This window comes from Pseudomonas sp. CH61 (assembly GCF_059429415.1).
In genome coordinates this window covers 5,399,456-5,412,603 of record NZ_CM182098.1, presented here as the reverse complement: position 1 = coordinate 5,412,603, position 13,148 = coordinate 5,399,456, and the positions used below count along the sequence as shown (strand labels likewise).

The 13,148-nt window shown below is 59.7% G+C and carries 12 protein-coding genes; 9 read left to right on the top strand and 3 right to left on the bottom strand.

Annotated elements, in window-relative coordinates; translation table 11 throughout:
- The first annotated feature begins 145 nt into the window (after window positions 1–145).
- From AC5SEM_RS24380 to AC5SEM_RS24365, 4 genes are all read left to right on the top strand, one after another.
- The gene (locus tag AC5SEM_RS24380) at window positions 146–1,540 is read left to right on the top strand and encodes an FAD-binding oxidoreductase (protein ID WP_116028440.1); all 1,395 of its coding nucleotides are present in this window, start codon (window positions 146–148) and stop codon (window positions 1,538–1,540) included.
- Between the two features lie 39 nt (window positions 1,541–1,579).
- Window positions 1,580–2,245, top strand: coding sequence for a fumarylacetoacetate hydrolase family protein (locus tag AC5SEM_RS24375; protein ID WP_495471451.1), 666 nt, complete (start codon window positions 1,580–1,582; stop codon window positions 2,243–2,245).
- 258 nt (window positions 2,246–2,503) lie between these two features.
- A complete protein-coding gene (locus tag AC5SEM_RS24370; protein ID WP_116028439.1) occupies window positions 2,504–3,427 on the top strand; it encodes an SdiA-regulated domain-containing protein in 924 nt (307 codons plus the stop codon).
- A gap of 242 nt (window positions 3,428–3,669) precedes the next feature.
- On the top strand, window positions 3,670–4,587 hold the full coding sequence (locus AC5SEM_RS24365) for an SdiA-regulated domain-containing protein (RefSeq protein ID WP_495471450.1): 918 nt from the start codon (window positions 3,670–3,672) through the stop codon (window positions 4,585–4,587).
- A 146-nt stretch (window positions 4,588–4,733) separates the two neighbouring features.
- On the opposite strand, the gene rpiA is transcribed toward AC5SEM_RS24365, so the two are convergent.
- Window positions 4,734–5,408, bottom strand: coding sequence for a ribose-5-phosphate isomerase RpiA (rpiA, locus tag AC5SEM_RS24360; RefSeq protein WP_007913886.1), 675 nt, complete (start codon window positions 5,406–5,408; stop codon window positions 4,734–4,736).
- A 147-nt stretch (window positions 5,409–5,555) separates the two neighbouring features.
- Between rpiA and ilvA the strand changes: the two genes are divergently transcribed.
- Together ilvA and AC5SEM_RS24350 are read left to right on the top strand one after the other, a co-directional pair.
- The gene (gene ilvA / locus AC5SEM_RS24355) at window positions 5,556–7,070 is read left to right on the top strand and encodes a threonine ammonia-lyase, biosynthetic (RefSeq protein ID WP_371043403.1); all 1,515 of its coding nucleotides are present in this window, start codon (window positions 5,556–5,558) and stop codon (window positions 7,068–7,070) included.
- Between the two features lie 40 nt (window positions 7,071–7,110).
- A complete protein-coding gene (locus tag AC5SEM_RS24350) occupies window positions 7,111–7,524 on the top strand; it encodes a DUF2269 family protein (RefSeq protein ID WP_495471449.1) in 414 nt (137 codons plus the stop codon).
- Window positions 7,525–7,617: 93 nt separating this feature from the next.
- On the opposite strand, the gene AC5SEM_RS24345 is transcribed toward AC5SEM_RS24350, so the two are convergent.
- Complete coding sequence (locus AC5SEM_RS24345) at window positions 7,618–8,274, bottom strand: histidinol-phosphatase (protein ID WP_331692964.1); 657 nt, start codon at window positions 8,272–8,274, stop codon at window positions 7,618–7,620.
- 143 nt (window positions 8,275–8,417) lie between these two features.
- Here AC5SEM_RS24345 and AC5SEM_RS24340 point away from each other — a divergent pair, with 143 nt between their 5' ends.
- A complete protein-coding gene (locus AC5SEM_RS24340; protein WP_003229203.1) occupies window positions 8,418–8,897 on the top strand; it encodes an RNA pyrophosphohydrolase in 480 nt (159 codons plus the stop codon).
- Window positions 8,898–8,919: 22 nt separating this feature from the next.
- Window positions 8,920–11,199, top strand: coding sequence for a phosphoenolpyruvate--protein phosphotransferase (gene ptsP, locus AC5SEM_RS24335; RefSeq protein ID WP_007913900.1), 2,280 nt, complete (start codon window positions 8,920–8,922; stop codon window positions 11,197–11,199).
- A gap of 235 nt (window positions 11,200–11,434) precedes the next feature.
- Here ptsP and AC5SEM_RS24330 read toward each other — a convergent pair whose 3' ends face one another.
- Complete coding sequence (locus AC5SEM_RS24330) at window positions 11,435–12,181, bottom strand: NRDE family protein (protein ID WP_495471448.1); 747 nt, start codon at window positions 12,179–12,181, stop codon at window positions 11,435–11,437.
- A 132-nt stretch (window positions 12,182–12,313) separates the two neighbouring features.
- Between AC5SEM_RS24330 and AC5SEM_RS24325 the strand changes: the two genes are divergently transcribed.
- Complete coding sequence (locus tag AC5SEM_RS24325) at window positions 12,314–13,096, top strand: sulfite exporter TauE/SafE family protein (RefSeq protein ID WP_457463126.1); 783 nt, start codon at window positions 12,314–12,316, stop codon at window positions 13,094–13,096.
- The last annotated feature ends 52 nt before the right edge of the window (window positions 13,097–13,148 follow it).

Sequence of the window (13,148 nt, the reverse complement as noted above, 5' to 3'; positions counted from 1 at the left end):
GACGACAAGAAAGTCGTCTCCGCGGATCTGGCCTTGGGCACTGTCCTGCGGGGTCGATATGCTAGCATAGCCTCCCCGCTAAACACTCATTCCTGCGACGTGAAGCGTTCTCAGGATGACCATGAATTGTTCGAGAGTTCTGTCGATGACCAATCCTGCCCTGATTGATGAACTGAAGACCCTGGTCGAGCCTGGCAAGGTACTGACCGACGCCGACTCCCTGAATGCGTACGGCAAGGATTGGACCAAGCACTTCGCCCCGGCGCCCAGCGCCATTGTGTTTCCCAAGACCATTGAGCAGGTGCAGGCCGTTGTCCGTTGGGCCAATGAACACAAGGTCGCACTGGTGCCATCGGGCGGGCGCACCGGGCTTTCCGCCGCTGCGGTGGCCGCGAATGGCGAAGTGGTCGTCTCGTTCGACTACATGAATCAGATTCTCGACGTGAACCTCACCGACCGCACTGCCGTTTGTCAGCCGGGCGTGGTCACCGAGCATTTGCAGAACGTCGCCGAAGAAAAAGGCCTGTATTACCCGGTCGACTTCGCCTCGGCAGGTTCCAGCCAGATTGGCGGCAATATCGGCACCAATGCCGGCGGGATCAAGGTGATTCGCTACGGCATGACCCGTAACTGGGTGGCTGGCATGAAAGTCGTCACCGGCAAGGGCGATGTGCTGGAGCTGAACAAAGACCTGATCAAGAACGCCACCGGTTATGACCTGCGCCAGTTGTTTATCGGCGCTGAAGGCACCCTCGGTTTCGTCGTCGAAGCGACCATGCGCCTTGATCGCGCGCCGAAAAACCTCACCGCGATGGTCCTCGGCACTGCCGATTTCGACTCGATCATGCCGGTGCTGCATGCCTTCCAGGGCAAGCTCGACCTGACCGCGTTCGAATTTTTCTCCGACAAAGCCCTGGCCAAAGTCATGGGCCGAGGCGACGTTCCGGCACCATTCGAAACCGATTGCCCGTTCTACGCGTTGCTGGAATTCGAAGCGACCACCGAAGAAGTGGCCAACAGCGCACTGGAAACCTTCGAGCACTGCGTCGAGCAGGGCTGGGTGCTGGACGGCGTGATGAGCCAGAGCGAAACCCAGCTGCAGAACCTGTGGAAACTGCGCGAGTACATCTCCGAAACCATCTCGCACTGGACGCCGTACAAAAACGACATCTCGGTAACCGTGTCGAAAGTGCCAGCGTTCCTGAAGGAAATCGACGCGATCGTCGGTGAACACTATCCGGACTTCGAAATCGTCTGGTTCGGTCATATCGGCGACGGCAACCTGCACTTGAACATCCTCAAACCGGATAACCTGAGCAAGGATGAGTTCTTCGCCAAGTGCGCGACCGTCAACAAGTGGGTGTTCGAAACCGTCGAGAAGTACAACGGTTCGATCTCCGCCGAGCACGGCGTCGGCATGACCAAGCGCGATTACTTGACCTACAGCCGCTCGCCGGTTGAGATCGAGTACATGAAAGCGGTGAAAGCGGTGTTCGACCCGAACGGCATCATGAACCCGGGCAAGATCTTCGCGGTTTGATTGGCAATCCCTTGAATCAATGAAGGCAGGAGTCGGTAAATGAGCTATCAGCACCAGTACGTCGACGGCACGCGCATCCACTTCCCGATCGGGAAAGTCGTGTGCATTGGCCGTAATTACGCCGAGCACGCCAAGGAACTGGACAACCCGGTACCTACCGAACCGTTGCTGTTCATCAAACCGGGCAGTTGCGTGGTCGAGTTGGAAGGCGGTTTCGCCATTCCGACCGACCGCGGTTCGGTGCACTACGAAGCGGAAATCGCCGTGTTGATCGGCAAGCCGTTGTCGACCAAACCGAGCCGTGAAGAAGTCCTCGACGCCATTTCCGGGTTCGCCCCGGCGCTGGACCTGACCCTGCGCGACAAGCAGGCCGAGCTGAAAGCCAAGGGCCTGCCATGGGAAATCGCCAAGTCGTTCGACGGCGCGGCAGTGATCGCCCCGTTCGTGGTCGGCAGCACCTTTGCTGATCTGACCGACATCGGCATTCGCCTGACCATCAACGGCGAAGTGCGTCAGGACGGCAACAGCAGCGCGATGCTCAACCCGATCGTGCCGATGATCCAGCACATGGCCGGCTGCTTCTCGCTGCAGGCCGGTGACGTGATCCTCACTGGCACGCCAGTCGGCGTCGGCCCGCTGAACGTGGGTGACGACATCGTCCTCGAACTGGTCGGTGCGAGCAGCTTCACCAGCAGCGTGCGCTGATTTAACGCGGTCCCCTTGTAGGAGTGAGCCTGCTCGCGATAGCGGTCTGTCAGTCAACGATTGTTTCGACTGACCTGACGCTATCGCGAGCAGGCTCACTCCTACAGGGTTTTGTGATCTCTCCCACAATGGCGCAGGGCAATCCCGCCATTTGCCGTTTTTTTCACATCCTGTACGGATAATTCCTCTCATTCTGGCGTCTGAGCCGGCCTCTTTGTGCTATTACCCATAGCCTGAATTTTCGGAACGCGTCCCTCGATGTCATCTCAAACTCAGCTCAAACCCACCCGCCGCTCACGTTTCGCCCTGCGCTGGTATGTCTGGCTCTTGCTGGTGGTTGCCGCCGCTTATGCCTTGGCGTTTGCCATGCATTGGGATGATCGCGGGGTGCTGTGGCTGCAGGAACGCTTCGAAAGCCAGGCCGAGCAGAAAGAAAGCATCTGGCTACCGGACTATCGCGTGGTGATCGATGCCAAGCCGCTCAAGGGGATGGAGAAGGATGAAGCTTCGGATCTGGCGTACAACCCGCAGACCAAAACGCTGTTCTCGGTGATGGGCAAGAACCCGTTTCTCGCTGAACTGACTTTACAGGGCGATGTACTGCGCAAGATGCCGCTGGTGGGCTGGAGCAATCCGGAAGGCCTGACGATGATGGAAAACGGCCTGATGGCCATCGTCGACGAGCGCCAGCACATGCTGTCGATCGTCAAGGTCGACGCTGATACCCGTGAACTGAATATCGCCGACTTCCCGAAATACGATCTCGGTCCGTCGAAAGACCAGAACAAGGCCTTCGAAGCTATCACCTGGGATGCGCACAACCAGCAATTGCTGTTGGGCGAGGAGCGCCCGCCGGCGTTGTTTACCTGGAAAAGCGATGGCAGCCAGACCCTCAAGGGTGACAAGCAGAAACTTGCCAGTGACGAACTGGATATTCGCAACCTCTCGGCCTTGGCGATTGACCCGCGCACCCAGCACACGCTGGTACTGTCAGCCGATTCGCACCTGCTGCTGGAGCTGGACGAGAAGGGCGAGCAAGTCAGCTTCATGACCCTGCTCGGCGGTTTCAATGGCTTGAAAAACACCATTCCCCGCGCAGAAGGCGTGACCATGGACGAAGCGGGTACGCTGTACATGGTCAGCGAGCCGAACCTGTTCTATCGCTTCGAAAAACAGAAATAGCAGCCTTTACCGATTCCAATGTAGGAGCTGCCGAAGGTTCGGGCCGCGTTCGGACGATCTTTTGACTGTGGGACGCAGAGCGTCCCCGGCTGCATTCCCACGCAGAGCGTGGGAACGATCAGATCGCAGCCTTCGGCAGCTCCTACAGGGGTTGGCTTGTGGTTTGAGGCAAGTGGCCATTAAGCTTCAGTTCAGACGGGCGTGATATTTCATCCGCCTGTCTTGATCCCGAGCTCACCCGAATGCGTCGACTTGCCCGTCCCAAACCTCTGATTATCATCCTGTCGGTGATTGTCTTGATCGCGTTAATCGCTATCGGTCAATACATGCGCCTGTTCGAGCGCGCCTGGTTCAATCTGCACACGTTGTGGCAACCGCAGAGTAGCGAGTCGATTGGGCTGGATCAGTATCGCGTCGAAATTGAAGCGCGGGTGATTGACGGGCTGGACGACGATGTCTCGGCGCTGACCTTCGATCCGGTGCGCAAAAGCCTGTTCACCGTGACCAACAAGAATTCCGAACTGGTCGAACTGTCGCTCGAAGGCCAGATCCTGCGGCGCATTGCCCTGATTGGTTTTGGCGATCCCGAAGCGGTCGAGTTCATCAGCGCCGACACCTATGTCATCACTGACGAACGTCAGCAGCGGTTGATCAAGATTCACTTGGAGGCAGACACCACATTCCTCGACGCAGCAGACGCCGAACAAATGACCCTCGGCGTGCATATGGCCAGTAACAAGGGTTTTGAAGGCCTGGCGTACGACTCGGTGGGCAAGCGCCTGTTTGTCGCGAAAGAACGCAACCCGATGCTGATCTACGAGGTGCACGGCTTTCCGCACTTCAATCCGGAGAAGTCCTACGCGGTGCATGTGATCAACGATCCCAAGCGCGATGCCGGGATGTTCGTGCGCGATCTGTCGAGTTTGCAGTACGACGAGCGCAGCGGGCATTTACTGGCGCTGTCGGATGAGTCGAGATTGATTCTGGAACTGGATGTCGACGGGCGCCCATTGAGCACAATGTCCATCAGTGGCGGCCGACAAGGTTTGAAGAAAACCGTACCGCAGGCGGAAGGCATTGCCATGGATGATGACGGGGCGTTGTATCTGGTGAGCGAGCCGAATCTGTTTTACGTCTTCAAAAAACCAGCCCCGAACTAACCAACACCACAAAACACTGTGGGAGCGAGCCTGCTCGCGAAGGCGTCGTGTCAGCCAATGAAAATGTTGGCTGAACTGGCGCTTTCGCGAGCAGGCTCGCTCCCACAGGTTTATTCGTCTGCCCATTAATTTCGGACAGTCTGGGTTTACTCAGCCTTGAGGGTTTTCACGCCTTCGCTGGTCCCCAGCAACAACAGATCCGCCGGACGCGCCGCGAACAAACCGTTGGTGACCACGCCGACAATTGCATTGATCTGCGCTTCCAGCTCCACCGGATTGGTGATCTGCAGGTTGAACACATCCAGAATGATGTTGCCGTTGTCGGTCAAAACACCTTCGCGGTACACCGGGTCGCCGCCCAGTTTCACCAGCTGACGGGCGACGTGGCTGCGGGCCATCGGGATCACTTCGACTGGCAGTGGGAACTCGCCAAGCACTGGCACCAGTTTGCTGGCGTCGGCGATGCAGATGAAGGTCTTGGCCACCGCCGCGACAATCTTCTCGCGGGTCAGTGCGGCGCCGCCGCCCTTGATCAGGTTCAGGTGTGCGTCGCTTTCGTCGGCGCCGTCGACGTAGAACTCCAGGTCGCTGACAGTGTTCAGCTCATACACCGGAATCCCGTGGCCCTTCAGGCGTGCGGCGGTGGCTTCGGAGCTGGCGACGGCGCCATCGAACGCACCCTTGTGCTGGGCCAGGGCGTCGATGAAGCAGTTGGCGGTGGAGCCGGTGCCGACCCCGACGATGCTCTTGTCGTCGAGTTTCGGAAGGATGAAGTCGACGGCGGCCTGAGCCACTGCCTGTTTGAGTTGATCCTGGGTCATGCGGGCTCCGGAAGCGGGCAAGGTGAGAACGGAAAGGCCGGCATTATAGCCGCAAGCGTGGCTAAAACCTCTGGATTCGTGTGGTCGTGCGGGCAAAAGCCGGGTTAGACTCCTCGGTCCCGCTCAACCGCTCAGTGATGCTTTCCGATGCTCGAACAGTACGTCAAAAAGATCCTCACCTCGCGCGTTTATGACGTTGCCGTAGAAACCCCGCTGCAGAACGCTCGCCAGCTCTCCGAGCGGCTGGGCAATGACATTTGGCTCAAGCGCGAAGACTTGCAGCCAGTGTTCTCGTTCAAGATTCGCGGCGCCTACAACAAGCTGACGCAACTGAGCGATGAAGAGCGCGCCCGTGGCGTAGTCACCGCGTCGGCGGGCAACCATGCGCAGGGCCTGGCCCTGGCGGCGAAAGTGCTGGGCGTGAAAGCCACTATCGTCATGCCCAAGACCACTCCGGAAATCAAAGTCGAAGGCGTGCGTTCGCGCGGCGGCAAAGTGGTGCTGCACGGTGATTCGTTCCCGGAAGCCCTGGCCTACTCGCTGAAACTGGTCGATGAAAAAGGTTACGTCTACATCCACCCGTACGACGATCCGCACACCATCGCCGGGCAGGGCACCGTGGCGATGGAAATTCTGCGCCAGCACCCGCAGCCGCTGGACGCGATCTTCGTGCCGGTCGGCGGTGGTGGTCTGATCGCCGGCATCGCCGCGTACGTGAAATACCTGCGCCCGGACATCAAAGTCATCGGCGTTGAGCCGGACGATTCCAACTGTCTGCAAGCGGCGATGGCCGCCGGTGAGCGCGTCGTATTGCCGACCGTGGGCATCTTCGCCGACGGCGTGGCAGTGGCGCAGATTGGCCAGCATACCTTCGACATCTGCAAAGACTATGTCGATGAAGTGATCACTGTCAGCACCGACGAGATCTGTGCAGCAATCAAGGATATCTACGACGATACCCGCTCGATCACCGAGCCTGCTGGTGCTTTAGGCGTGGCCGGGATCAAGAAATACGTCGAGTTGCGCGGCGTCAGTGGCCAGACTTTCGTGGCCATCGACTCCGGTGCCAACGTCAACTTCGACCGCCTGCGCCATGTCGCCGAACGCGCCGAACTGGGTGAAGGCCGCGAAGCGATCATCGCCGTGACCATCCCCGAGAAAGCCGGCAGCTTCAAAGCGTTCTGCGAGGCCGTCGGCAAGCGCCAGATCACCGAATTCAACTATCGCTATAACACCGGCAGCGAAGCGCACATCTTCGTTGGCGTGCAGACCCACCCGGAAAACGACCCGCGCAGCGCACTGCTGGCGAGCCTGACCGAGCAGGGTTTCCCGGTCGTCGATCTGACCGACAACGAACTGGCCAAGCTGCACATCCGCCACATGGTCGGCGGGCACGCGGCGCACGTGATTGATGAAGTAGTGTTCCGCTTCGAGTTCCCGGAACGTCCGGGAGCACTGTTCAACTTCCTTAATAAGCTCGGTGGGCGCTGGAACATTTCGATGTTTCATTACCGCAACCATGGCGCGGCCGATGGCCGCGTGGTCGCGGGCCTGCAAGTGCCGCACGACGAGCGTCATCTGGTGCCGGCGGCGCTCGCGGAAATCGGTTACCCGTACTGGGATGAAAGCGAAAACCCGGCCTATCAGCTGTTTCTTGGCTGAGCGGCTACGCTGATGGGCATGGCCCAAGGAAGAGAAATTCATGGAAACCCTGACCACCCTGAAAGTCCTTCACGTCGCGGCGACCGTGGTCATACTCGCGAGCGGGCTGGGGCTCGCCGCTCTGACCTGGCGTAATCGCAGCGAAGGGCCGGCGAGCACGATGCAGCGCCCCTGGTTGTTCATATGGTGTTTGATGCTGATCGCGATGCTCAGCATGCCCTTCACTGGCTGGTGGCTAGTGCATCTGACTGGCTGGCCATTGGGGCAGTTGTGGATTCTGGGTTCCAGCTTGATTTATGCCGTGGCCACGTTGAGTGCAGTGTGGCTGTTGGTGCGGCTTAATCGGCTGTGGACTGGCGGGGTAGGTAACGGGAAATTCACGCTGGCGCTGGCAATTGTCAGCGGCATCGGATTTCTCGCCATTGCGGCGTTGATGGGGGCCAAGCCTGTCTAGGGCTTGAGACCGCGTAGACCCAATCGCGAGCAGGCTCACTCCTACATTGGAATGCGTTCCCCTGTAGGAGTGAGCCTGCTCGCGATAGCGATTTCAGTCGCGCAGAGTAATGACCGGCCAGCCACGCTTCTCGGCCTCAGCCCGCAGATTCGGATCCGGATCGACAGCCACCGGATTCGCCACCTGCTCCAGCAACGGCAAGTCATTCATCGAATCGCTATAGAAATAGCTGTCGTCCAGCGAGTACCCGGTCTCTTCCAGCCAGCGGTTCAGGCGCGTCACCTTGCCTTCGCGGAAGCACGGAATGTCAGTGCTGCGCCCGCTGTAACGGCCATCGACCATTTCGCATTCAGTGGCAATCAGGGTTTCAACGCCAAGACGCACGGCAATCGGTGCGGTAACGAAGCGGTTGGTCGCGGTGATGATCACCAGTTTGTCGCCAGCATCGCGGTGCTTTTTCAGCAATTCCAGCGCCTGCGGCAGCACGATTGGCTCGATGCAGTCGCGCATGTAATCGTTGTGCCACTGATCGAGCACGGCCATGTCGGTGCGGCCGAGGATCTCCAGGCAGAAGTTCAGGTACGCGGCGTTATCCAGTTTGCCGGCCAGGTAATCCTGATAGAACTCGTCGTTGCGCGCCTTGTACGCAATCGGGTCGAGGAAGCCGCGTTCACACAGATAGTCGCCCCAGGCGTGATCGCTGTCGCCGCCCAGAAGGGTGTTGTCCAAATCGAAGAGTGCCAGGCGCATTGCAGTTACCCGCTGATAAGTCTGTAAAAAGGCGACAAGAATACGGTCTTTTCACAAGAGTGCACATAAGGTAGGAAGCTTCGTTGCCGCCTTATCAACCTTTGTGGAACAATGCGGCGACATGCGTTTGCGAGGTTGTGCCCGTGATCGACCCCGATGGTTTCCGCCCCAATGTCGGGATCATTCTGACGAATGACGCCGGCCAGGTGCTATGGGCTCGCCGTATCAATCAAGATGCCTGGCAGTTTCCGCAAGGGGGAATCAACCCTGAAGAGACGCCGGAAGACGCCTTGTACCGCGAGCTGAACGAAGAAGTTGGCCTGGAACGTGAAGATGTTGAAATACTGGCCTGTACTCGGGGCTGGTTGCGCTATCGTTTGCCGCAACGTCTGGTGCGTACCCACAGCCAACCGCTGTGCATTGGCCAGAAACAGAAATGGTTTCTCCTGCGCCTGATCTCCAACGAGCAGCGGGTGCGGATGGATTTGACCGGTAAACCGGAGTTCGATGGCTGGCGCTGGGTCAGCTATTGGTATCCGTTGGGCCAGGTGGTGACATTCAAGCGCGAGGTGTATCGCCGCGCCCTCAAAGAGCTTGCCCCGCGCCTTTTAGCGCGCGACTGACGACGGAGTTCGACCCCGAGCCATGCTCAATACGCTGCGCAAGATCGTCCAGGAAGTTAACTCCGCCAAGGATCTCAAGGCGGCGTTGGGGATTATTGTGTTGCGCGTCAAAGAGGCCATGGGCAGCCAGGTCTGCTCGGTCTACCTGCTTGATCCCGAGACCAACCGCTTCGTCCTGATGGCCACCGAGGGCTTGAACAAGCGCTCGATCGGCAAGGTCAGCATGGCACCCAACGAAGGTCTGGTCGGTCTGGTCGGCACGCGTGAAGAACCCCTGAACCTCGAAAACGCTGCGGATCACCCGCGCTACCGCTACTTCGCCGAAACCGGTGAAGAGCGATATGCCTCGTTCCTCGGCGCACCGATCATTCACCACCGCCGCGTCGTCGGCGTGTTGGTCATCCAGCAAAAAGAACGCCGCCAGTTCGACGAAGGTGAAGAAGCCTTCCTCGTGACCATGAGCGCGCAGCTCGCCGGCGTAATCGCTCACGCCGAGGCCACCGGGTCGATCCGGGGTCTGGGCCGTCAGGGCAAAGGCATTCAGGAAGCCAAGTTCGTCGGCGTGCCGGGTTCGCCGGGTGCGGCGGTCGGTACGGCGGTGGTCATGCTGCCGCCGGCCGATCTCGACGTGGTGCCGGACAAGACCATCACCGACATCAACGCCGAGCTGGCGCTGTTCAAGACCGCCATCGAAGGCGTGCGCGCCGACATGCGCGCGCTGTCCGCCAAGCTCGCGACCCAACTGCGCCCGGAAGAGCGTGCGTTGTTCGACGTTTATCTGATGATGCTCGACGATGCCTCGCTGGGCAGCGAAATCACCACCGTGATCAAGACCGGCCAGTGGGCCCAGGGCGCGCTGCGTCAGGTGGTCACCGAGCACGTCAACCGTTTCGAACTGATGGACGACGCCTACCTGCGGGAGCGTGCCTCGGACGTCAAAGACCTCGGTCGCCGTTTGCTCGCCTACTTGCAGGAAGAGCGTCAGCAGAATCTGGTCTACCCGGAAAAAACCATTCTGGTCAGCGAAGAACTGACGCCGGCGATGCTCGGCGAGGTGCCGGAAGGCACGCTGGTCGGTCTGGTCTCGGTACTCGGTTCGGGTAACTCGCACGTCGCGATCCTGGCCCGGGCGATGGGCATTCCGACGGTCATGGGTCTGGTCGACCTGCCGTACGCCAAGGTCGACGGCATCGAAATGATCGTCGATGGCACGCGTGGCGAGGTCTACACCAACCCGAGCGAAGTGCTGCGCAAGCAGTTCGCCGAAGTCGTCGAAGAAGAGAAACAACTGGCGCTGGGCCTCGACACCCTGCGCGACCTGCCGTGCGTGACCCTTGATGGCCACCGCATGCCGCTGTGGGTCAACACCGGCCTGCTGGCCGATGTGGCGCGGGCGCAGAAGCGCGGCGCCGAAGGTGTCGGCCTGTACCGCACCGAAGTGCCGTTCATGATCAACCAGCGCTTCCCGAGCGAGAAGGAACAACTGGCGATCTACCGCGAGCAACTCGCCGCGTTCCACCCGCAACCGGTGACCATGCGCAGCCTCGACATCGGTGGTGACAAGTCGCTGTCGTACTTCCCGATCAAGGAAGACAACCCGTTCCTCGGCTGGCGCGGCATTCGTGTCACCCTCGACCATCCGGAAATCTTCCTGGTGCAGACCCGCGCGATGCTCAAGGCCAGCGAAGGCCTGAACAACCTGCGGATTCTGCTGCCGATGATCTCCGGCACCCACGAACTCGAAGAAGCTTTGCACCTGATCCACCGGGCCTGGGGCGAAGTGCGCGACGAAGGCACCGACGTGCCGATGCCGCCGATTGGCGTGATGATCGAGATTCCGGCCGCGGTGTACCAGACCAAGGAGCTGGCGCGGATGGTCGACTTCCTTTCTGTCGGCTCCAACGACTTGACCCAGTATTTGCTGGCGGTCGACCGTAACAACCCGCGTGTGGCCGATCTTTACGATTACCTGCATCCGGCGGTGCTGCAAGCGTTGCAAACCGTGGTGCGTGATGCGCATGCGGAAGGCAAACCGGTGAGTATCTGCGGCGAGATGGCCGGCGATCCGGCGGCGGCGGTGCTGTTGATGGCGATGGGTTTCGACAGTTTGTCGATGAACGCCACCAACTTGCCGAAGGTGAAGTGGATGTTGCGTCAGGTCAATCTGAGCAAGGCCCAGGAGTTGTTGGCCGAGTTGATGACCATTGATAACCCGCAAGTTATCCACAGTTCGCTGCAATTGGCGCTGAAGAACCTTGGGTTGTCGAAGATGCATCCGCCGGCGGTGGTCAAAGCGCTCTGAAGATCAAAAGCCCCTCACCCTAGCCCTCTCCCAGAGGGAGAGGGGACTGATTGGGGGATGCTGCAGAACTCCGCCGACCTGAAGGTGCTGTGCTGAATCCATAATCGAAACGCACCGATTTGAAGGTGCTGTGCTGAATCCATAATCAACTCGGTCTTTCAGGTCGATGTATGGCTCAAGACACCTCGGTCGGCTCCCTCTCCCTTTGGGAGAGGGCTGGGGTGAGGGTCTGCTCTTAAGCTGTTATTTCCACTTCACCCAAATGCCCGCCATACGGCCCGAAACTGCGCTCGACCATCCGCCGCGACCCATCCGCCTGAACGATCAACGCCGTACTCGCCCGCGTCCCGTAACTCTGACTGGCAATAAACACACTCGACAACAATGACTCCGTCGCCAGACCCACCCCGGTATCTGGCAATTCGGCAGATGGTGCCGTCTGCGCATCACTCAACAACCCCAACAACCGTTCAGGCTGCGGATCATCCAGCACCCCACTCAACGCTGCCTTGGCCTTGAGCAACTTCGGCCATGGCGTGTCCAGCCCGTCATTCGACAACCCATAGACGCCCGATTCCAGCATCACCGGCTCCGACATCCGCGCATTGAAGTGCCAAAGCTCATGACTATTGCCGAGCAGCAGATTAAACCCGGCATATTCCGCCGAACGCCCGACCACATCGCTCAAATAATCATCAATCGACGCATCACCGGTGAGAAACCGCGCCACCAATTCCCCCCGCGACTTGCGCGCTGGCGCCTGCTGCGGATCACGGATATTGGTCAGCGCAGCAAAGCGGCCGTTGGCGCCAATCCCCAGCCAGGTCCCACCGGCCTCAAGATCACGCCCGGCATGCACATGCGGCGCTTCCGGCCATTGCGCCAAAGGCAGGCTCGGCCGGGCGTAGAACTCGTCACGGTTGGCCGCGACGATCAGCGGCTGGGCATGGCCCGGCCGCCAGGCGAAAGCAATCAGGCACATAAGGTGGTCCTTGTTTGTTTTTTGCTCACTCTACGCATCCGGCGTCCGTGCATCCATCGCCAGTGGAGCCAAAGGGTGTGCATCCGTTACCATGCCGCTCCGGTTTTGCGGATGCGGTCTGGGGAGACGGTCATGGAATTTCTGCTCTATCTGGCGCTGGGCGCCTGTGCGGGCGTGCTGGCCGGGCTGTTCGGGGTTGGCGGCGGGATCATCATCGTGCCGGTGCTGGTGTTCAGTTTCACCTTGCAGGGCTTTGATCAGTCGATTCTCACCCATCTGGCGGTCGGCACGTCGCTGGCGACGATCATCTTCACCTCGGTCAACGCCGTGCGTGAGCATCATCGACGCGGCGCGGTGCGCTGGCCGATTTTCATGTGGATGGCCGTCGGCATTCTGCTCGGTGCAGGTTTCGGTGCGCTGACCGCTGAGGCGATTTCCGGGCCGCACCTGCAAAAGATCATCGGCGTGTTTGCCTTGATCATCTCGGTGCAACTGGCGCTGGACATCAAACCCAAGGCCAGTCGAACAGTGCCGGGTAAACTCGGTCTGACCGTGGCCGGCAGCATCATCGGTTGGGCCTCGGCGATTTTTGGTGTGGGCGGCGGCTCGCTGACCGTGCCGTTCCTGACCTGGCGCAGCGTGCCGATGCAGCAAGCGGTGGCGACGTCATCGGCCTGCGGTCTGCCGATTGCCTTGGTCAGTGCATTAAGTTTCATGATTTTGGGCTGGCACGATCCGTTATTGCCACCGCATAGTCTCGGTTTTGTCTATTTGCCGGCGCTGTTGGGCATCGCCCTGACCAGCATGATCTTCGCCCGTATCGGCGCGCGTTTGGCGCATCGGTTGTCGCCGCGCTTGCTGAAACGGCTGTTCGCCGCTTTGCTGTTCAGCGTGGGTGTGAGCTTCCTGCTTTAATCGCGTCGCAATCCTGGCTTAATCCTGAGGTGGCAGCGTCGCCCGGGAATTT

Excerpts from the sequence above, each read along its gene's own strand:
- AC5SEM_RS24380 (WP_116028440.1), top strand. The coding sequence starts at position 146 with ATGACCAATCCTGCCCTGATTGATGAACTGAAGACCCTGGTCGAGCCT.
- AC5SEM_RS24375 (WP_495471451.1), top strand. The coding sequence starts at position 1,580 with ATGAGCTATCAGCACCAGTACGTCGACGGCACGCGCATCCACTTCCCG.
- AC5SEM_RS24370 (WP_116028439.1), top strand. The coding sequence starts at position 2,504 with ATGTCATCTCAAACTCAGCTCAAACCCACCCGCCGCTCACGTTTCGCC.
- AC5SEM_RS24365 (WP_495471450.1), top strand. The coding sequence starts at position 3,670 with ATGCGTCGACTTGCCCGTCCCAAACCTCTGATTATCATCCTGTCGGTG.
- rpiA (WP_007913886.1), bottom strand. The coding sequence starts at position 5,408 with ATGACCCAGGATCAACTCAAACAGGCAGTGGCTCAGGCCGCCGTCGAC.
- ilvA (WP_371043403.1), top strand. The coding sequence starts at position 5,556 with ATGCTCGAACAGTACGTCAAAAAGATCCTCACCTCGCGCGTTTATGAC.
- AC5SEM_RS24350 (WP_495471449.1), top strand. The coding sequence starts at position 7,111 with ATGGAAACCCTGACCACCCTGAAAGTCCTTCACGTCGCGGCGACCGTG.
- AC5SEM_RS24345 (WP_331692964.1), bottom strand. The coding sequence starts at position 8,274 with ATGCGCCTGGCACTCTTCGATTTGGACAACACCCTTCTGGGCGGCGAC.
- ptsP (WP_007913900.1), top strand. The coding sequence starts at position 8,920 with ATGCTCAATACGCTGCGCAAGATCGTCCAGGAAGTTAACTCCGCCAAG.
- AC5SEM_RS24330 (WP_495471448.1), bottom strand. The coding sequence starts at position 12,181 with ATGTGCCTGATTGCTTTCGCCTGGCGGCCGGGCCATGCCCAGCCGCTG.
- AC5SEM_RS24325 (WP_457463126.1), top strand. The coding sequence starts at position 12,314 with ATGGAATTTCTGCTCTATCTGGCGCTGGGCGCCTGTGCGGGCGTGCTG.